Annotated in this window: 17 protein-coding genes; 12 read left to right on the top strand and 5 right to left on the bottom strand. The window is 52.0% G+C overall.

What is annotated here, in order from left to right; translation table 11 throughout:
- Positions 1–94: 94 nt before the first annotated feature.
- Positions 95–319, bottom strand: a complete 225-nt coding sequence (locus PMI41_RS25260; protein WP_081497136.1) for a hypothetical protein — start codon at positions 317–319, stop codon at positions 95–97.
- Positions 320–1,511: 1,192 nt separating this feature from the next.
- Between PMI41_RS25260 and PMI41_RS13320 the strand changes: the two genes are divergently transcribed.
- The 8 genes from PMI41_RS13320 to PMI41_RS13355 all read left to right on the top strand — a co-directional run bounded on the left by PMI41_RS13320 (position 1,512) and on the right by PMI41_RS13355 (position 12,032).
- A complete protein-coding gene (locus tag PMI41_RS13320; RefSeq protein WP_008125578.1) occupies positions 1,512–2,507 on the top strand; it encodes a substrate-binding domain-containing protein in 996 nt (331 codons plus the stop codon).
- Positions 2,508–2,583: 76 nt separating this feature from the next.
- The gene (locus PMI41_RS13325) at positions 2,584–3,606 is read left to right on the top strand and encodes a galactitol-1-phosphate 5-dehydrogenase (protein ID WP_008125580.1); all 1,023 of its coding nucleotides are present in this window, start codon (positions 2,584–2,586) and stop codon (positions 3,604–3,606) included.
- A gap of 25 nt (positions 3,607–3,631) precedes the next feature.
- Complete coding sequence (locus PMI41_RS13330) at positions 3,632–5,152, top strand: FGGY-family carbohydrate kinase (RefSeq protein WP_008125582.1); 1,521 nt, start codon at positions 3,632–3,634, stop codon at positions 5,150–5,152.
- On the top strand, positions 5,149–6,144 hold the full coding sequence (locus PMI41_RS13335; RefSeq protein WP_008125584.1) for a sugar-binding transcriptional regulator: 996 nt from the start codon (positions 5,149–5,151) through the stop codon (positions 6,142–6,144). The genes PMI41_RS13330 and PMI41_RS13335 overlap by 4 nt, the downstream gene beginning before the upstream one ends.
- Positions 6,134–7,624: a sugar ABC transporter ATP-binding protein gene (locus tag PMI41_RS13340; protein ID WP_008125587.1), complete on the top strand. Its 1,491-nt coding sequence runs from the start codon at positions 6,134–6,136 to the stop codon at positions 7,622–7,624. The genes PMI41_RS13335 and PMI41_RS13340 overlap by 11 nt, the downstream gene beginning before the upstream one ends.
- Complete coding sequence (locus PMI41_RS13345) at positions 7,617–8,624, top strand: ABC transporter permease (RefSeq protein WP_008125589.1); 1,008 nt, start codon at positions 7,617–7,619, stop codon at positions 8,622–8,624. Before PMI41_RS13340 ends, PMI41_RS13345 begins: the two co-directional genes overlap by 8 nt.
- Entirely contained in the window at positions 8,621–9,625 is a 1,005-nt protein-coding gene (gene deoC, locus PMI41_RS13350; protein ID WP_008125591.1) for a deoxyribose-phosphate aldolase, read from the top strand. The genes PMI41_RS13345 and deoC overlap by 4 nt, the downstream gene beginning before the upstream one ends.
- Positions 9,626–9,635: 10 nt before the next feature.
- Positions 9,636–12,032: an aldehyde dehydrogenase family protein gene (locus PMI41_RS13355; RefSeq protein WP_008125593.1), complete on the top strand. Its 2,397-nt coding sequence runs from the start codon at positions 9,636–9,638 to the stop codon at positions 12,030–12,032.
- A gap of 29 nt (positions 12,033–12,061) precedes the next feature.
- Here PMI41_RS13355 and PMI41_RS13360 read toward each other — a convergent pair whose 3' ends face one another.
- Together PMI41_RS13360 and PMI41_RS13365 are read right to left on the bottom strand one after the other, a co-directional pair.
- Complete coding sequence (locus tag PMI41_RS13360) at positions 12,062–12,871, bottom strand: ABC transporter permease (protein ID WP_008125595.1); 810 nt, start codon at positions 12,869–12,871, stop codon at positions 12,062–12,064.
- The gene (locus PMI41_RS13365; protein WP_008125597.1) at positions 12,871–13,866 is read right to left on the bottom strand and encodes a daunorubicin resistance protein DrrA family ABC transporter ATP-binding protein; all 996 of its coding nucleotides are present in this window, start codon (positions 13,864–13,866) and stop codon (positions 12,871–12,873) included. The genes PMI41_RS13360 and PMI41_RS13365 overlap by 1 nt, the downstream gene beginning before the upstream one ends.
- Before the next feature lie 221 nt (positions 13,867–14,087).
- Between PMI41_RS13365 and PMI41_RS13370 the strand changes: the two genes are divergently transcribed.
- From PMI41_RS13370 to PMI41_RS13385, 4 genes are read left to right on the top strand one after another with little or no spacing between them, the layout of a single operon-like run.
- Entirely contained in the window at positions 14,088–15,008 is a 921-nt protein-coding gene (locus PMI41_RS13370) for a metal ABC transporter substrate-binding protein (RefSeq protein ID WP_008125601.1), read from the top strand.
- Positions 15,005–15,901, top strand: coding sequence for a manganese/iron ABC transporter ATP-binding protein (locus PMI41_RS13375; protein ID WP_008125603.1), 897 nt, complete (start codon positions 15,005–15,007; stop codon positions 15,899–15,901). The genes PMI41_RS13370 and PMI41_RS13375 overlap by 4 nt, the downstream gene beginning before the upstream one ends.
- Positions 15,902–16,756, top strand: a complete 855-nt coding sequence (locus PMI41_RS13380) for a metal ABC transporter permease (RefSeq protein WP_008125606.1) — start codon at positions 15,902–15,904, stop codon at positions 16,754–16,756. It abuts the gene before it with no gap.
- Positions 16,753–17,592 carry a metal ABC transporter permease gene (locus PMI41_RS13385; RefSeq protein WP_008125608.1) on the top strand — a complete coding sequence of 280 codons (840 nt, stop codon included), beginning with the start codon at positions 16,753–16,755 and terminating at the stop codon, positions 17,590–17,592. Before PMI41_RS13380 ends, PMI41_RS13385 begins: the two co-directional genes overlap by 4 nt.
- On the opposite strand, the gene PMI41_RS13390 is transcribed toward PMI41_RS13385, so the two are convergent.
- Together PMI41_RS13390 and PMI41_RS13395 are read right to left on the bottom strand one after the other, a co-directional pair.
- Complete coding sequence (locus PMI41_RS13390) at positions 17,589–18,494, bottom strand: NAD(P)/FAD-dependent oxidoreductase (RefSeq protein WP_008125610.1); 906 nt, start codon at positions 18,492–18,494, stop codon at positions 17,589–17,591. The genes PMI41_RS13385 and PMI41_RS13390 overlap by 4 nt on opposite strands.
- Positions 18,484–18,939 carry an Rrf2 family transcriptional regulator gene (locus tag PMI41_RS13395; RefSeq protein ID WP_008125612.1) on the bottom strand — a complete coding sequence of 152 codons (456 nt, stop codon included), beginning with the start codon at positions 18,937–18,939 and terminating at the stop codon, positions 18,484–18,486. The genes PMI41_RS13390 and PMI41_RS13395 overlap by 11 nt, the downstream gene beginning before the upstream one ends.
- Between the last annotated feature and the right edge of the window lie 146 nt (positions 18,940–19,085).

Raw genomic sequence — 19,085 nt, forward strand, 5'->3', positions numbered from 1 at the left:
TAGCCAACAAGCCCGATACCAAATATCCACGCAGCAAATGCGGAAGCAGCGCAACAAAGCGGATGCCTGATAAGCCGGCAGCTATATCCTCCAACTAGGGCAGCGTCTTGCGTAACCAATCCACACTGGCTTCTGCAATCTGATCAATACCGCTTACCACATCTTGACGAAAGACCAGTGGTTCACCCCTTGGCGTCTCGAGTGTCGCAACCTGGCTGTCAAGCAGCGAAACCGGCATGAAATGACCAGTGCGCCGTCCGGCTATCAGTCCGGCTCGTTCAGTTGTTGCCCCTAGCCAGAGCAGAGCTTTAGTGAGCAATCAATGATACCAGGTGAAAATAAGCAAGCTAGGACACAGAGCCCCACAACGAATCTCCCACCAATTCCCGCAAAAGCGAGCTCATACCCGCGCGCAAACGCTTCCAAATAAAAGCAACAACGCGGCAATCAAACTTTGCCGAACCGGCCGGAAATCACAGCTCTAGAGCGAAAAGTGCAAATTATGGAGCGATGGATTGGCTAAGCCCTCAATCGATAGGCTGCCTCACCCGATAATGGCGCGTGCGCAGCAACGATTCCCATCAGACGATAATTCCCCATCTGCCAACACCATCACTGCAATATGACAGCTAGCTTTGCTGTGGAAAAAGCCGACGGTCAGATACCACCGTATATCGGGCTTAACAGCTCTGGTCCTGAACCAGAACCCAAACAATCTAGATCAATCTCGGTAATCGCGGGAAACTGCCTCAAAACACAGACCAGCTTCCCCCAATGCCAATCCCCAGCCAACGAAAACCGCACCAACAAAAGCGGTGAGAGATCGCTCTACTGAAACCTGCTGTCAGAGCCTGTCAGAAATCCACAAAGTCAGAAATATGCAAGGTCAGGCGTCTCTAAAGCAGCGATACTCGTCTTGTACTATCAATTGTTTGCCGCATCACCATCAGGCACCAACATTCCATCGCCATGCTTCCAGCTTCACATGTCAAATGACAAGCGCGTCAAGTCGCCAACGTCACATCACCTGTCCCGATGAAGGCCCAATCCACAACGCCACGAACAGGAGGTCAGTTGTTACAGCCATTCGGTAGCGAATAACGCGGTTACTTACGAAGTGGTGGAAACCTTTCCGATCTCTCGCTGGAGACATGGCGGACCATTGCGGTTCGAAAGCGCTACTGTCGCACAGCAGTACATTGCTCGCGTATATCTTGTGAAACCTGTTGGATTTTAGGAAACATCGTATTCAATAAACCAGCCATCTCTGGGGTCCCCGAAACATGCTGCGGCACCAATGAGCTAACGAGCCCGAAAACGTGCCCATCCCCATCTTCATCTCTAATCAGGCAGAAGATGCCCACCGCATCTTGTGAGAGAAATACAGCAAAGCTCGTTCGTAATTTGCTGTGAGGCGTTGACACGCGCAAAAGCATCTGATTATTTAAAAATACAAATGAGCAATAATTGCACTTTTGTTGTTATCAAAAACAGTCCTGGGGAGGAAAACCATGTTTAGCCGTCGCCGCTTGCTTTCACAGTCCATTATGACCGCATCGATGCTCACTCTTGTGTTGGGCATTGCGATGCCCTTTTCGTCAGCTTTGGCAGAAGGTTTGAAAATCGGTTTCAGCCAAGTGACATTGCAGTCACCATTTTACGTTCAGTTGAAAAATGGTGCCGAAGCCGCTGCAAAAGCGGGTGGAGATACATTGGTGTTTCTCGATGCGAACGGCGATGTCAGCAAACAAAATAACGATATCCAGGACTTGATAACGCAAGGCGTTAATGCGCTTATCATTAATCCGGTCAACCCGGATGCCGTTGTACCATCTCTTGAAGCGGCGGTTGCTGCTGGTATTCCGGTTATTACAGTGGACCGCAGCGTAAATGGAGCGGGGGTGACTGCTCATGTTGGGCGCGACAATAAGAAGATGGGTCAACTTGTAGGCGAGGCTGTTGTTGCACGTCTAAAAGCAGATGGTGTTGAAAAAGCCAAGATCATCGAGATTCAGGGAGACGCGGGCGGCGCTGTCATGATGGATCGCCGTGATGGTTTCCATGCAGCGCTGGAAGGGTCTGGTCACACCATTGTTGAAGGTCCCTATGCGGAATATATCCGCGCCAATGCGGTAACAGCGATGCAGGACCTGTTGCAGGCGAAGCCGGATGTGAAAGTTGTATACGCACACAATGATGACATGGCGCTCGGCGCATTGCAGGTCTTGAAGGAGAACAACCGCAATGATGTTCTTGTTGCCGGTGTCGATGGCCTATCGGAAGCGTTAAGCATTATTGCCGATGGCGGCAATTATATCGGTTCAGCACTCAATGATCCTAAGTACCTTGGTGATGTGACAATCCAAGTGGCGCGCGAAGCGGCAGCCAAGAAGGACGTTGCGAAATTTGTCGATGCAGGTTCGACACTTGTGACATCCAAGAATGTCGCTGATTTCCCACGAGAAGGACTTTTCGCGGAATATCGTCCGAAAGTCCTTGGCCAATAACAATTGCCCTCCCAAGGCCTGACGGGGCAGGGCACATCCTGCCCCGTGACTTCTTAATAGTTTCAAGGATTACCAGATGCGTGCTGCCGTACTTTATGCCCCCGGAGATATTCGCCTCGAAGATGTTCCTGCTCCGCAAATACTTCCTGGCCATGTGATGTTACGGGTTGCCGCGGTTGGCGTTTGCGGATCAGATATGCCGCGCATGCTGATCAAAGGTGCACATAAAATGCCATTGATCTGCGGCCATGAGTTTTCCGGTCATATTACTGAAATAGGACATGGGGTTGAAGGTTTTGATGTCGGTGAACTGGTTGCCATACCACCGATGCTGCCATGTTATAAATGCGATCAATGCCAGCAGGGTCAATTCTCTCGTTGCCAGGACTATGATTATTTTGGATCGCGCCGCGACGGTGCCTATGCGGAATATGTATGTGTCCCCGTTTCCAATTTGCTTAAAACGCCGAAAAATATTGATCCACGTGCGGTAGCAATGACCGATCCGGCATCTATTGCACTCCACGCAATCTGGAAAGCAGGCGGTATGACGATGGGCCAGCGTGGTGGCGTCATTGGTTGCGGCCCAATTGGATTGTTTGCCATTCAATGGATGCGGTTAATGGGGGCCAGTGAAGTTATTGCAATTGATGTTTCTGAAGAGAAGCTGGCAATGGCCCGGCGTGCCGGCGCCAAGCACACATTTCTGTCGGGTTCGGAGATTCCTGCCGACCTCCTTTGCGATGTAATTGTTGAGGCGGCTGGTCATCCATCATCTGTCAATGGGGCTGTAAGGCTGGCAGCGCCGAGCGGTCACGTGGTTTTTATCGGCATACCAGTTGCGGAAGTCGTTTTGGAAAATAGAACTTTCCAGCATTTTTTACGACAGGAGATATCGCTTCACGGCTCGTGGAACTCATTTGGAGCACCCTATCCAGGACGCCAATGGACGGTGACACTGGATAAATTGGGCACTGGTGAACTTGAATGGGAGTTCATGATCACTCACGATCTTGATCTTGCAGAATTGCCCGGCATGTTTGAAAAATTTCGTACGGACAAAACCATGTTCTTCTCAAAGGTAATGTTTCGCCCGTAATGGTGCGTAACCGGAGGATACCAGGATGACTTTGGTTTTGAACTTCGATCTTGGCACGGGAGGTGTCAGGGCTGGGGTTTATGATGTAGAGCGCAGAACAATGCTCTCTACGTCGGAATTCAGTTACTCTACAACCTATCCGCGTGCTGGTTGGGCCGAGCAGCAAGCTGAAGAATGGTGGAGTGCAGTGTTGATAGCCGGGCGTGATGCGGTAGCCCGGTGCGGGTCAAGTGATATAGTCTCGGTCTGCGTTGCAACGACTGCTTCGTCCGTGGTTGTTTGTGACAAGGAGAGCAATCCGCTTTACCCGGCCATCCTTTGGATGGATTGCCGGGCAAGCGACGAAGCTCGTGCCACAGAAAGTATAGATCATCCCGTCATGGATTATAGCGGTGGCGGAGATGCTGCCGAATGGTTAGTGCCTAAGGCCATGTGGCTTTCGGCCCATGAACCAGCGATTTTTGAGCGGGCGGATATTATCTGCGAGGCGCTCGATTTCATCAATTTTCGTCTATGCGGCGAATGGGCAGGATCGCGGATGAATGCGGCCTGCAAGTGGAACTATGACTCCAGAAACGGCAACTTTGTGCCGGAAATTTATGAGGCGCTTGGTGTTCCTGAATTGCAGCAGAAACTGCCGCAGCGCATTGTTCCAGTTGGTGGCGTGATTGGAGAGCTGCAATCCAAAGTTGCAGATGCCCTAGGCATCAGTGGCCCCGCCATCGTAGCGCAGGGGGGAATTGACGCGCATATAGGTGTGCTTGGCGCGGGAACTGTTGCCGCCGGCGGCATGCTTATTATTGGTGGCACCTCAGTGGTTCATCTGACTCATCTTCAAGAGCAGGGTGATGTCAGCGGGTTTTGGGGGCCGTATCCCAACGCACTTGTAGAGGGGTTATGGCTTGTCGAAGCTGGTCAGGTTTCGGCAGGGTCAATCCTCAATTGGTTTAGCCAGAAGCTTTTTGGTCTCGATGAGCAGGGTCACTCCGAGCTTATTAGGGAGGCGTCAAAAGCATCGGCGAAAAATGCTGGCCTCCTGACACTTGATTATTGGATGGGTAATCGCACGCCCTATCGTGATGCTGATTTGCGGGGGGCAGTGCTTGGCCTGTCATTAGGCCATGATCGTGCGGATTTATACGCTTCAGCCGTCGATTCGATTGCGCTTGGCTCGGCCAATGTCGTTACTGTGCTTGAACAGCGTGGGGTAGCCGTTGACCATATCGTTATCGCCGGGGGCATATGCAAAAACTCACTTTGGTTGCAGTCTACCGTAGATGCGCTGCAACGCCCGGTCCATGTTGCATATGATGATAATCTTTCGCTTATAGGTACGGCAGTCTGCTCTGCCCATGCTCTTGGAATATTTCCTGACTTGATAAGCGCATCGGAGGCTTGTGCTGCTCCCACAAGAGAAATGATGCCCGACCTGCAGCGGGCAAAGCGCTATCGCGACACCATGGAACTTTATAGAAGTGCAACGGGATCATTGACGCCGGTGCTCCATGCTTTGAGTGCACGGCAAAGAGCGGGAGCTGAAAAATGAACGATGCACGTCTGACGCCGTCAGTAAGGTTACCTTCCGACGAGCAGCGGGAACATCTCATGGTTCGCGTGGCTAAGCTTTACTATGATTTGGACAAAACCCAGAGCGAGATTGCCAAAGAACTTGGCCTGACGCGCTGGCAGGTCGGTAGGTTGATGACAGAAGCTAAAGAGCTAGGTGTTGTCCGAATCGAAATAACACCACGTGCTTATCGCAGGACTGAGCTTGAAGTACGCTTGCAGCAGGAGTTTGGTTTACGGGACGCGATTGTCGTTCCTTCGGGTGGCACCACAGACTCTGCGTTGCTTATGGAAAGCGTTGCGCAGGCGGCGGCACGTTACTTAACCGGGCTTAATCCAAAGGCGGAGCTCATTGGTGTATCCTGGGGCCGCACCATGTCGGCTGTGGCGCGGTTTCTTCCAAATAATTGGAATCCTGGCGTGCATGTCGTGCTTGTAAATGGAGCCACTAACCTTCGTTCAACTGTGTCTCATACAAGTGCAGTGGCTGAGGAGTTCGCAAAGGCAGGCAACGGCACTGCAACCTTGCTGCCCGTTCCAGCGATTGTCGGAAAAAAGAGCACACGTGAAGTGCTTGAGGAAGATCCGATTATCGAGCGTGTTCTCACACTCGCCATGCAGGCTGATATCGTCTGCTTCGGTATGGGCGGAATCACCCATGAGTCGGTATTATTGAGTTCAGGCTATCTTGATGAGGCCGATATTGACCGGTTGAAAGATGCTGGTGCTGTCGGGGATATCCTTGGCCGGTTTGTCGACGAAAACGGGAAGATTGTTGATACGGCAATCGACGACCGTACAGTCGGGATGCGCCTTGAGTTGTTGAAAGACAAGCAATGGTCAATCGGGGTAGTTGCTGGTGAAGAAAAGTTCAAGATTGCTGCTTCCGTTCTGAAAGCCGGTTACGTGTCGGTCATCGTCACTGATGAAGCCACGGCGCGATATGCGTTGGGGATTACAGATGAGGCGTAACATTCTCACGGTTCAAAATGTATCAAAGACATTTCTGCCGAATATTATCGCGCTGGAATCTGCCTCTTTGGAAGTACAGGCAGGTGAGGTGCATTGTCTGCTTGGTGCAAACGGCGCCGGCAAATCAACATTGCTCAAGATCATAGCTGGAGCATTCCGGCCCACGGGTGGTCAACTTGTACTCGATGGTAAATCCATCGAACTACGTAGCCCAGCCGAGGCATCGCGACTTGGTATTTCGATGATCTATCAGGAACTTGATCTGGTTCCACAATTGACGGTCGAACAAAACCTCTTTCTTGGTCATGCACCGGGCAGGCTTGGTATGATCGACCATAAGGCAAGACGTCAGCGCGCCACCGAAGCCTTGAAGCGTGTCGGTGCAAATTTTCCTGCAGATGCGAGGGTTGAAACACTTTCTGTCGCCAACCAGCAATTGACTGCGATTGCACGCTCGCTCACCATGGATGCTAAAATCATCATCATGGACGAGCCTTCGGCTTCACTCAATGAAACTGAATTGAAAAGCGTTTTTGAGGTTATCCGTGAGCTGGTCAAGCATGGTGTGGCCATTGTCTATGTCAGCCACCGGCTCGGCGAATTGCGTGAGATTGGAACCCGGGTAACAGTCCTGCGTGGCGGCAAGACTATCGGGACTTATAACATTGCAGATACCAGCGACGATGAGCTGGTCACCGCCATTATCGGCAAGGAACGCTCGCTGATAGAACGGCAAGTGCGCAAGCCTGTCACGGGTAAAGTGGCTTTGCGGGTCAATCGACTATGCGGGGCGGAGGGTCTGAATATTTCAGGTCTCGATGTGCGTTGGGGGGAGGTGGTCGGCCTGACGGGATTGAATGGCTCCGGTAGAACATCCTTTTTGAAAGCTCTTTTTGGCGCGCATCATTTTGAAGGCGATATCCTGTTGGAGGAGCAAAGCTTTCACCCGAGGCATCCAGCTGATTCCATCCGCCGTGGCATAGGTCTTGTCCCAGAGAACCGGAAAACCGAAGGACTTATCCTTCATGCACCGATTTACAAGAATGCTACACTACCTTCGATGCGGCAAAACTGGTTGACGCGGCACTCGCTCCAAAAGCAGCGAACAGCGCCGGTTCTTCAAAGTCTTTCGACCAAATATGGCAGGCCCGAACAGTCTGTTGTTCAACTGTCCGGAGGTAATCAGCAAAAGGTTGTTCTGGCAAAGTGGATTATCAACGGCGCGCGCGTTCTTTTGCTCGATGAACCCAGCCGCGGACTCGATATCGGTGCAAAGGCCGATCTCTACAACCTCGTCGATAGGCTGGCGGAGGATGGTGCGGCTGTACTCGTTGCAAGTAGCGAGCTTGAGGAGCTTTACGCAGCCTGTGATGCCATATGGGTATTCCATGAAGGGCGTAATATCGGACGGTACGATCCGTCTGTCACCGACCGCGATACTATATTGCGGGCTACAATATTGGGTGAACACCATGTCTAAAATTGCAATCTCAGCCACCCCTGCGCCGTCACCCGCTTTGGGCAAGCGGATTGTCGATCTGGGTATCGAATATAATTTTATCGTCATTTTTCTTGCAGTCGTGGTCATTGCCACAACATTGTCGGACAACTTCCTGACATTTACCAATATAGCCAACCTTTTTCAGCAGGCAGCTGTTGTTGGTGTGGTGGCAATCGGTATGACCTTCGTCATCCTTACCGGTAACATCGACCTTTCAGTTGGCAGTATCGTTGCACTTTGTGGGATGCTGGTCGCTGTCTTGATGTCGAACGGCATCGACCCATTTATCGCGGTGGCAATTACAGTGTTTGCAGGCACTGCCTGTGGGGCAGCCATGGGAGCCACGAGCGCTCTGGCACAAGTACCAAGCTTCATTGTAACACTCGCAGGATTGGTCTCATTTCGTGGTATTACCTACCTCTTGACGGACGGCGTACCCGTAAGCGGCCTTCCCCAAGGTTTTGCATCTATCGGATCAACTATGGTGCCGATTTTTCCAGGCTTTGCCATTTCATCAATGGGTTTGATTTTCATCGGCCTGTGCGTCGTGGCAGGTCTGGTACTGCGCCTGACAGTCTTTGGCGAGTATGTTTTTGCGACCGGCGGTAATCCGGAAGCAGCACGTCTTTCCGGCTTGCCTACGCGTCTCATAGTCACTGCTGTATTTGCTGTATCAGGCTTTATGGCAGCTCTTGGGGGTATTCTTCTGACGTCACGTCTGCGCATCGGACAGCCGACGGCCGCGCAGGGATTGGAGCTGGATGCCATCGCAGCAGTGGTTCTTGGCGGTACCAGCCTTTTTGGTGGGCGTGGTGGTGTTCTTGGCACATTCTTTGCCGTAATGTTGCTTCAGGTACTGCGGAATATATTCAATCTTCTGGGATTGGGCTCGTTCTATCAGATGACTGTTACAGGTATCATCATCGTTGCAGCCATACTGCTCAATCGCTTCATAGATCACAGGAAGGGTCGTGGATGAACACGCAAGATATATCGGTTGCCAAGGGCACGCACTTGGCTGTGCAGGCGGCCCACGCACGTAATACCGGCACTGAACTAAAGCCTGAATGGTTTGAAGATATTGCCGTCAACCGTTCTGCCACAGAGCGCCGTGCTGCCACTTTGACAACACGCCGGACTGTAAAGAAGGAGTATCAGGCAGCTTGGCTGGTAAAAGCGATTACCTGTATCGATCTCACCACGCTTGCCGGCGATGATACCGCTGGACGTGTACAACGACTTTGCGCCAAGGCGAGGCGCCCCGTCCGCGCGGACATTCTGGAAGCCTTGGGGCTTGCGGATGCCAATATTACAACGGGTGCTGTCTGCGTTTATCCGACTATGGTGAGACATGCAGTAAAGGCGCTGCAGGGGACCAGCATACCAGTCGCTTCGGTGGCGACAGGCTTTCCTGCAGGGTTGACGCCTTTGCCGCAGCGCCTTGCTGAAATAAGGTATGCGGTTGGCGAGGGTGCAAAGGAAATAGATATTGTTATCAATCGTGAGCAGGTACTGACGCAGAACTGGTCTGAGCTTTACGATGAAATCGTTCAGATGCGGGAAGCATCCGGGGACGCCCATCTCAAGGCAATTCTTGCTACAGGTGATCTGAACACGCTGCGCAATGTCTATCGCGCTTCAATGGTGGCGATGCAGGCCGGGGCCGACTTCATCAAGACATCTACGGGCAAGGAAGAGGTGAATGCCACATTGCCCGTCAGCCTGGTCATGCTGCGTGCCTTGCGCGATTTCGGTGAGTACTCCGGCCAGATTGTAGGGTTCAAACCTGCAGGCGGGATGAAAACTGCCAAGGATGCAATGAACTGGCTGATTTTAATGAAAGAAGAGCTTGGCCTGCCATGGTTGCAGCCGGATCTTTTCCGCCTGGGCGCAAGTTCGATGCTCGGCGATATCGAACGGCAGCTCGAACATTATGTGACGGGCCGTTATGCCGCGTCTTCACGCCATGCTCTCGCTTAAGGAAACACACATGGGACAGATCAAGGATATTCTTCGCACCATGGAATATGGCCCGGCACCTGAAAGCAATACTGACGTTCAAGTCTGGCTTGATGCCAACAGCCAAGGTTTTGGCCACTTCATCAATGGTAAATTCACAACTACGGCAAACCGTGATCTCATTACGGTGACCAATCCCGCCAACGGTTCCGTGCTCGGTAAAGTCGTGCATGGCAATGCCGCCGACGTTGACGCAGCCGTCAAGGCAGCCCGCTCGGCTTTCGGTAAATGGTCTGTGTTACCGGGACACGAACGTGCCAAATATCTTTACGCCATTGCAAGGCACATCCAGAAGCGTGAGCGATTTTTCTCTGTGCTGGAGACCATGGACAATGGCAAACCCATTCGTGAGACCCGCGATATAGATATTCCGCTTGTTGCCCGCCATTTTTACCATCATGCCGGATGGGCTGAAATGGTCGAAACGGAATTTGAAGGTTATTCTCCGGTCGGTGTTTGCGGACAGGTGATCCCATGGAACTTCCCGCTGCTGATGCTCGCATGGAAAATCGCACCAGCACTCGCTGCTGGCAATACCGTTGTTCTCAAGCCAGCTGAATTGACGCCGCTAACTGCTATAGCTTTTGCGGAAGTCTGTCACGAAGTTGGTTTGCCCGCGGGTGTGGTCAATATTGTCCAGGGTGATGGAACAACAGGTGCCGCCATTTGTGGTCACAAGGACGTAGACAAAGTAGCTTTCACCGGTTCCACTGAGGTTGGTCGCATCATTCGCGAACAAATTGCCGGATCCGAAAAGAAGCTTTCGCTGGAGCTTGGCGGCAAGTCGCCCTTTATCGTCTTCGAAGACGCAGATATTGACGGAGCAGTCGAAGGTGTTGTCGATGCCATTTGGTTTAACCAAGGCGAAGTGTGCTGCGCCGGGTCACGCATTCTTGTGCAGGAAGGCATTGCCGAACGTTTCTATAACAAGCTGCGCAAGCGCATGGAAACATTGCGGGTTGGTGATCCTCTCGACAAGACGATGGATATCGGTGCGCTGGTTTCTGCAGGCCAATTGAAGCGTGTTACAACGCTTGTAGAACAGGGCAAGTCAGAGGGTGGCACACTTTGGCAGGCCCCGGTCAAGCTACCAGCCAAAGGTAATTTCTTTGCGCCTGGATTCTTTACAGACGTTGATCCTGCTTCAACGGTTTGCGAGATTGAGATATTCGGCCCTGTAGCTACTGCTACGACCTTTCGTACGCCTGATGAAGCAATCGCACTGGCAAATAATACGAAATACGGTCTTGCTGCTTCGATTTGGTCAGAGAACATCAATCTGGCACTGGATATGGCTGCGCGTGTGAAAGCGGGTGTTGTGTGGATCAATTCCACTAATCTCCTTGATGCTGGTGCAGGTTTTGGCGGTTATCGCGAAAGCGGCTTCGGTCGGGAAGGTGGGCGAGAGGGACTCTACGAGTACCTGACAGCCGATTGGGAGAAGCGTCTGCCATTGGCAAAAGCGGAGCAGTCGCTGAAGCTCTCGGCAGCGCCGGATGGTGAAGCAAAGGTTGGAGCGGGTGGCTCGATTGACCGTACCGCCAAGAATTACGTGGGAGGCAAGCAAGCGCGCTCGGACGGAGGATACTCCTACTCCGTATTTGGCAAAGGCGGCCAGGTGATAGGTCAAGCGGGCATCGGCAATCGCAAAGACATCCGTAATGCAGTGGAAGCTGCAACCAAAGCTGGCGGCTGGGGCGGTGCAACAGCGCACAATCGTGCTCAAGTGCTGTATTATCTTGGTGAAAACCTTGATGCTCGCCGTGCCGAATTCGAAGCGCTGCTGGTTGAGAGTACGGGCGTATCGACCAAAGCTGCTGCAGACGAGTTTGAAGCAACGCTAAGGCGTATCTTTTATTATGCTGCGCAAGCAGATAAATATGACGGTTCAGTCCACTCGACAAAGTCGCGCCATGTCACACTGGCAATGAACGAGCCTTTTGGCATTGTCGGGATTCTGTGTCCGGATGAGAATCCGTTGCTGTCATTTGTGTCACTGGTACTTCCGGCTATCGCTATGGGTAACCGAGTGGTGGTTGTGCCATCTGCTCGACATCCACTGCTCGCGACAAATCTTTATCAAGTGTTGGATACATCCGATGTGCCGGCCGGTGTGGTGAATATTATCACTGGCGAGCGGGATGTTCTCGCCAAGACATTGGCCGAACACGATGAAGTTGATGCTGTTTGGTATGTTGGTTCCAAAGAGGGCAGTGCTCTCGTTGAGCGGGCTTCATGCGGAAACCTGAAAACAACGTGGGTCAGCAACGGCCGTCAGCGCGACTGGCTGGGGAGTAAAGCGCAAGGCAAGGAATATCTGCGCAAAGCTGTCCAAGTGAAGAATATCTGGGTTCCGTACGGCGAATAAATTTTACCGGATAAACTGCTCTCCCGCCGTCACTTACGGCGGCGGTAGAGCCAAAGGGTTAATGGCGCGAGGATGAGTGTCAACAGGATTGGTGCGATAAGCGCAGCGCCAAGTTGAACTGCCGTGATATTTCCTGCCATCACTCCGCGCATGGCTGTTGTCATGAGTGAGACAGGATTGACCTCGACAAATGCCCTTAACAAGCTTGGCATGGTTGCGGGGTCAACCATGATATTCGAGGCGAAGACCAAAGGCATTATGCCGGTGAAGGCCATTGTCATCACTGTACTGGGTGTACTCATGACAAGACCTAGCACCAGAAATATCCAGCCAAAGCCAAAACCGATAACAATCAAAAGAAGCAAAGCTTCGAGAATGCCTATAAGGCCGGCTTCGGGTCTGTAGCCAAGAATGATCCCGATTATCAGGATGAGCAGTGAAGCTATGAGGTGGCGCAGTATGTCGCCTACCATCAGCCCGGCAAATGGGGAGAGTGACCAGATTGGCAACGAGCGAAACCGGTCGAAAAGACCTTTGCCAAGATCAGTACTAAGACCCATTCCCGAATACATGGAATTGAATACGACGGTCTGCACAAGAATGCCGGGCAGAAAATATTGTAGATAAGCGCCTGTCGAGCCCGACAGCGCACCACCGAAAACGAAGGTGAACAGCAGAGTAAACATGATCGGCGTCATGACCAGATCAAAAAGCTGTTCGGGTATATGTTTGAACTTCAGAACCGCACGCCAACCAAAGACAAGCGCATTGGACAAGGCTGATGGTTGGGGAGGACGGGCGGCGTGGATAAGGGAAATAGTCGAGTTGGTATCATCCATCACACATCTCCTTCAGCATTCTTTGGTTCAGTGATTTGGCCAGTCAGCGCGAAAAACACCTCGTCGAGACTGGGGGCGCCCATGGAGAAATCAGCAAGTTCAATATTTGCCGCAATCAGGGCAGCCAGGGCCCGATTGGCATTTTGCGGCGTATCCACCATGAGCGATAGGGCCGCACCTTCTGAACTGCGTTGGGGTTTGTTGCCGGTTATTTCCTCAAGCATGAGCTCAGCGTCCTCGACGCGGGCGGCATCGACGAGTGTGAGATGAAGGAAACCGGAACCGGTTGCCGCCTTCAACTCGCGGCTGGTGCCTTCTGCAATCTTCCTGCCGTGATCAATGACAGCTATACGTGCTGCAAGCTGATCAGCTTCCTCTAGATATTGCGTGGTCAACAGAATGGTAACTCCCGCTTCGGAGAGCGAGCGGATCATACGCCACACGCTCTTTCGCGCCATCGGATCAAGCCCGGTCGTAGGTTCATCCAGAAAAAGAACACCAGGCGTGACAACTAGCGACGCTGCAATATCCAATCGCCGCCGCATGCCGCCCGAGTAGTCCTTTACCTGTTTGGACGCGGCGTCCGCGAGGTCAAACGCAGTAAGCAGGTCATCCGCTCGCTTCTTCGCATTCTGTCCGCGAAAGCCCCACAATCGCGCAAGAAGAATAAGATTTTCACGCCCCGTCAGATCCTCATCAAGCGAGGCAAACTGTCCGGTCATGGCGATAGACCCACGCACCTCATGAGGCGATTCTTTCAGGTCAAATCCTAAAACCTTTGCTGATCCGGCATCCGGTGGAAGCAATGTCGCAAGCATGCGCAATAGCGTGGTTTTTCCTGCTCCATTTGGACCAAGAATTCCGAATATCATGCCACGCGGAACGTCGAGATCAATGCCATCAACGGCACGAACGTCGCCGAAATGCTTGGCAAGGCCGCGGGCTTCAATTGCGAGAATAGATGCGCCTGCTGGCGGCACGGCAGTATCGGGCATCGTCACAGTCCTTCAATTGGCAAAGTGTCAAACAGGAATCAGCGGCGGCGAAGAGGACGAACTGATACCAATGCCCTGTTTTCATGTCAAAGAACGGTGGGTAACGTCCGGGATATTGCTGACAACTACTGCCATTTGATTTTGCAAATCATTTGCACTTGCAATAACGGGCAATCTTGATTAGTGATGCAGTTGCAAATCAATTGCAAAAAGGAAAAATTATGCAGGACGGAATAGGACGGTCCATTTTGACCGGAATAGCGGGTGCAATCTTCGGAATGGTTTTGGCTATCGTTCCAGCGTCTGCACAGGATAAATTTAAAGCGGTGACAACATTTACGGTTATTGCGGATATTGCCCGCAATGTCGCTGGTGACGCGGCGATCGTTGAATCCATTACCAAGCCAGGCGCAGAAATTCACAATTATCAACCGACACCGGGTGACATACAGAAAGCGCAGGGCGCACAACTTGTTCTTTGGAACGGGCTTAATCTCGAACTCTGGTTCGAAAAGTTCTTCGCTAATCTAAAAGATGTTCCCGGTGTCGTCGTCTCCGAAGGTGTAGCGCCAATGGGTATTGCTGAAGGGCCATATACCGGCAAACCAAATCCACATGCATGGATGTCGCCAACGGCAGCATTAGTCTATGTCGACAATATTCGCGATGCTTTTGTAAAGTATGATCCGGCTAACCAAGAGACTTACAAGGCGAATGCCGAAGCCTACAAGACAAAAATCAAGGCAGCAATTGATCCGATCAAAGCTGAGCTTGCAGCTATCCCAGCTGAAAAGCGTTGGCTCGTATCAAGTGAGGGCGCATTCTCATACCTGGCAAGGGACTTCGATCTGAAAGAACTCTATCTTTGGCCGATCAATGCGGATCAGCAGGGAACTCCTCAACAGGTTCGCAAGGTAATCGATGCCGTTCGGGCAGACAAAATCAGTGTGGTATTCTCCGAGAGCACGATCTCAGCGGATCCTGCAAAACAGGTCGCGCGTGAAACCGGGGCAAACTATGGCGGCATACTTTATGTAGATTCACTTACCGATGCCGATGGTGAAGTCCCGACTTACATCGACCTTCTACGCGTAACATCCAGCAGGATCGCAGAAGGCCTGACCAAGGGCGCAGCTCAATGAATGCTCAGCCCTTTAAGTCGCGAACCAGTGTTTCACCCGCGTCTTCCGATGCGGGTGGAGGCATTTCTGTGAGAGGTGCAACGGTCACTTATCGCAATGGCCATACAGCGCTGCGCGACGCAACGTTCGAAATACCGACGGGCACCATAACGGCGCTTGTTGGAGTTAACGGCTCCGGAAAATCAACGCTTTTCAAGGCAATCATGGGGTTTGTCCGGGCATCCCAAGGGACGATCTCAGTGCTTCGTCAATCGGTGAACGAAGCGTTGAAAAAGAATCTTGTCGCCTATGTCCCGCAAAGCGAGGACATTGACTGGAATTTTCCGGTACTGGTGGAAGATGTTGTCATGATGGGCCGGTACGGCCACATGGGTATGATGCGTATCGCCAAAGCAGCAGACCGTCAGGCGGTGTCGGATGCACTTGCACGCGTCGGGATGACCGAGTTTCGCCAACGCCAGATCGGTGAGCTTTCCGGTGGGCAGAAAAAAAGGGTCTTTCTTGCACGTGCCTTGGCGCAGGATGGGCGCGTCATATTGCTGGATGAACCATTCACTGGCGTGGATGTGAAAACGGAAGAAGCAATTATCATATTATTACGTGCCTTGCGCGACGAAGGACGTGTGATTCTGGTTTCGACCCATAATCTCGGCAGTGTCCCGGAGTTTTGCGATCGCACCGTCTTGCTTAATCGAACAGTGCTTGCATGCGGCCTAACAGCCGAGACATTTACGCAGAAAAATCTCGAACGGACATTTGGCGGTGTGCTGCGCCACTTCAAGCTTGATGCACCGGAGACAGGAGAGGGACGGGCTGTGGGCGTTATTACCGATGATGAACGTCCCTTCGTTCTTTACGACAATGTCGCAAACTCCAAGAGCGGACGACCATAGATGTTGCTGCTCGAACCATTTTCTTACCAATATATGGTCAATGCCATGTGGGTCTCGGCACTCGTCGGTGGCGTTTGCGCGTTCCTGTCCGCATATCTCATGCTCAAAGGCTGGTCACTTATCGGAGATGCACTTTCGCATTCTATCGTACCGGGCGTTGCAGGAGCTTATATGCTGGGCCTGCCATTCTCCATTGGTGCTTTCTTTTCCGGAGGGCTTGCTGCTGTCGCCATGCTATTTCTCAATCAGCGGACGAAGCTGAAAGAAGATGCGATTATCGGTTTGATTTTCTCGTCTTTCTTTGGTCTGGGCCTCTTCATGGTTTCACTGTCTCCTACCTCTGTAAACATCCAGACGATTGTTCTGGGCAACATCCTTGCCATTACACCGGAAGACACTCTCCAGCTTGCCGTGATCGGATTTGCGTCTCTGGCAATTCTGCTGGTGAAATGGAAAGACCTCATGGTTGTCTTCTTTGATGAGAGTCACGCCCGTTCCATAGGTCTCAACCCAACTGCGCTGAAGATCATGTTCTTCACACTCTTGTCCGCATCGACAGTAGCAGCATTGCAGACTGTTGGAGCATTTCTGGTCATTTGCATGGTCGTGACACCCGGCGCAACGGCCTATCTTCTTACAGATCGTTTTCCGCGACTGCTGGTCATCGCCGTAATTATAGGTGCGCTGACAAGCTTTACAGGGGCTTATATTAGCTACTTTCTCGATGGTGCGACCGGAGGAATTATTGTTGTTCTGCAGACGCTTATCTTTTTGGTAGCTTTTGTCTTTGCACCCAAACACGGTCTGATCGCAGCCCGGCGGCGCGCTGCCAGAACGCATGAGGTTACGCCATGAACTTCATTGAAATCCTGCTTTCGCCATTTCAGTTTGAGTTCATGGTCAATGCTCTGATCATCTCCGTTCTGGTTGCAATTCCAACGGCGCTGCTTTCTTGCTTTATGGTGCTTAAAGGCTGGTCTCTTATGGGAGACGCTATTTCGCATGCGGTTTTCCCGGGCGTTGTCATCGCCTATATTGTCGGATTTCCCTACGCGGTCGGTGCATTCGTTGCCGGTATGTTTTGTGCGATTGCGACGGGATTCTTGAAGGAAAACAGCAGGATTAAACAGGACACCGTGATGGGTGTGGTTTTTTCGGGTATGTTTGGCCTAGGTCTGGTGCTGTACGTGAAGATCCAGTCCGATGTGCATCTCGATCACATACTCTTTGGTGATATGCTTGGCATCAGCTGGAGCGACATTATCCAGACGGCGACAATTGCGGCGATCACCGCAGGGATTATCCTGTTCAAATGGCGTGACTTCTTGCTTCATGCATTTGATACGGTGCAGGCCCGGGCGGTCGGGCTTCACGTTAGATTCCTGCATTACGGACTGCTTTGTCTGATTTCCCTGACAATCGTTGGAGCATTAAAAGCCGTCGGTATCATACTTGCCATTGCGATGCTGATTGCCCCGGGCGCCATTGCGTTTCTGCTCACACGAACGTTCAGCACAATGTTGATTGTTTCGGTGGTTGTTGCCGTATTGGCGTCGTTCCTCGGAACCTATGTTGCCTTCTTCATTGATAGTGCGCCAGCACCAACTATTGTGCTGTTGATGACTGGAGTGTTCATTGGGGCGTTGGTGGTTTCAGTCAGACAGCCTCGTACCGAGGCGCAGCTGCCTTAGTGCGCCGGGCTGGAGAATATCAGCGATTGATGCGCTGAAACTCCGGCCCTTACGCCATCTCCGACAGCAAAAGAAACCGAACCTGCCATGAGCGCGGTGTCCCCGCAAGCATATACACCCGGCACAGAAGTCAGTTTAGTGTCCTCGGTTTTGATGTAAGTGCCAAGCAAACCATCTTCCATAGCGCAGCCAAGCTGCTGGGGAAGGGGACCTGTTACCGCTGTGCGTGAGAGGGTAAACAGTCCGGCAAGCGATATGGCGCGACCATCCGCGACTTCAACGATTGGCCGTGTGTCTTTACCTGCGATAGAAACGATCGCGGCATATTCAATTCTTACACCGCGTCCTGTCAAAGCATTAATCTGGTCGCTGTCAGGCTCAAACATGCCATTGACGAATAGTGTGGTGTTACCCCAATCGGCAAGCATTGCCGCCTGATGGGTGGAAAGCGCGCTAGTTGCAAGAACGCCAATCGGGCCTGTACCGAGTTCATAGCCATGGCAATAAGGACAATGAAAAACACTCTTGCCCCACCTTTCCCTAAGTCCTGGAATGGTTGGCAATATATCAGTCACACCGGTCGCCAGTATCAAGCGCTGGCCCTCATAGCTCATTCCCGATGAAATACGCACCGTAAAGGCGTCGAGGGCACCCTGCACATTTTCAGCACGGGCATCTATCCAGGTGACATTCGGGTAGGCGAGCAGTTGCTCGCGCCCCACACGGGCAATCTGGGCTGCGGGAGTTCCGTCCTGTGTCAAAAAGCCGTGCGAAGATTCGGCAAATCGATTCCGGCGTTCACCGGCATCCACAACCAGTACCTTGCGGCGAGCACGCGCGACCTGCAATGCAGCAGCGAGGCCGGAGTAACTTCCCCCAATAATGATAACATCATAAGTCATGGGATTTGTTCTCTTGTTTGAAAGCCTCGAAACGCCGGTGAAAATCTGCAGCCAGATCAGCGAGTGAGACAGTTGCCAGTCGTTCGATAATCAGGGCTTCTGCTTCAAGAAATGCGACGTCGAGCGCGTGATTGACGGATTGTTCTACAAGACAGGCCGGATTTTCGGTGCGGTTGCCAAGAGCGAACAACTCCGGCGAGCCGAGAGCGTTATAAATGTCACGAAGCGTAAGGGTTGCCAGATCTTTGGCAATGACCCAACCGCCACCGTGGCCCTTTTCCGAACGTACAAAACCGGCATCCCGTAATCCTGCCATTGTTCTGCGGACGACGACCGGATTGGTATGCATATGCAACGCAAGTTCTTCTGAGGTCATCGGTGCGTCGCGTTCAGCCATATGGAGAATGACGTGAAGAACCGAGGAAAGGCGGCTATTTCGTTTCATGTAACAATATATGATACGTGATAATAAGCGCGTCAAGAGTGCAGCGAATAAATTATGCAACTCACCTTGGACGAGGAGGAAAAGCTTCTACATAAGGAAAAAGAAAATCCGGAGACTCAAATGTGTACCAAGCCGAGCCAATTCTT

Source organism: Phyllobacterium sp. YR531 (assembly GCF_000282595.1).
GTDB lineage: Bacteria > Pseudomonadota > Alphaproteobacteria > Rhizobiales > Rhizobiaceae > Phyllobacterium.

Excerpts from the sequence above, each read along its gene's own strand:
- PMI41_RS13325 (WP_008125580.1), top strand. The coding sequence starts at position 2,584 with ATGCGTGCTGCCGTACTTTATGCCCCCGGAGATATTCGCCTCGAAGAT.
- PMI41_RS13330 (WP_008125582.1), top strand. The coding sequence starts at position 3,632 with ATGACTTTGGTTTTGAACTTCGATCTTGGCACGGGAGGTGTCAGGGCT.
- deoC (WP_008125591.1), top strand. The coding sequence starts at position 8,621 with ATGAACACGCAAGATATATCGGTTGCCAAGGGCACGCACTTGGCTGTG.
- PMI41_RS13355 (WP_008125593.1), top strand. The coding sequence starts at position 9,636 with ATGGGACAGATCAAGGATATTCTTCGCACCATGGAATATGGCCCGGCA.
- PMI41_RS13395 (WP_008125612.1), bottom strand. The coding sequence starts at position 18,939 with ATGAAACGAAATAGCCGCCTTTCCTCGGTTCTTCACGTCATTCTCCAT.
- PMI41_RS13380 (WP_008125606.1), top strand. The coding sequence starts at position 15,902 with ATGTTGCTGCTCGAACCATTTTCTTACCAATATATGGTCAATGCCATG.
- PMI41_RS13375 (WP_008125603.1), top strand. The coding sequence starts at position 15,005 with ATGAATGCTCAGCCCTTTAAGTCGCGAACCAGTGTTTCACCCGCGTCT.
- PMI41_RS13335 (WP_008125584.1), top strand. The coding sequence starts at position 5,149 with ATGAACGATGCACGTCTGACGCCGTCAGTAAGGTTACCTTCCGACGAG.
- PMI41_RS13340 (WP_008125587.1), top strand. The coding sequence starts at position 6,134 with ATGAGGCGTAACATTCTCACGGTTCAAAATGTATCAAAGACATTTCTG.
- PMI41_RS13370 (WP_008125601.1), top strand. The coding sequence starts at position 14,088 with ATGCAGGACGGAATAGGACGGTCCATTTTGACCGGAATAGCGGGTGCA.
- PMI41_RS13390 (WP_008125610.1), bottom strand. The coding sequence starts at position 18,494 with ATGACTTATGATGTTATCATTATTGGGGGAAGTTACTCCGGCCTCGCT.
- PMI41_RS13345 (WP_008125589.1), top strand. The coding sequence starts at position 7,617 with ATGTCTAAAATTGCAATCTCAGCCACCCCTGCGCCGTCACCCGCTTTG.
- PMI41_RS13385 (WP_008125608.1), top strand. The coding sequence starts at position 16,753 with ATGAACTTCATTGAAATCCTGCTTTCGCCATTTCAGTTTGAGTTCATG.
- PMI41_RS13360 (WP_008125595.1), bottom strand. The coding sequence starts at position 12,871 with ATGGATGATACCAACTCGACTATTTCCCTTATCCACGCCGCCCGTCCT.
- PMI41_RS13365 (WP_008125597.1), bottom strand. The coding sequence starts at position 13,866 with ATGCCCGATACTGCCGTGCCGCCAGCAGGCGCATCTATTCTCGCAATT.
- PMI41_RS13320 (WP_008125578.1), top strand. The coding sequence starts at position 1,512 with ATGTTTAGCCGTCGCCGCTTGCTTTCACAGTCCATTATGACCGCATCG.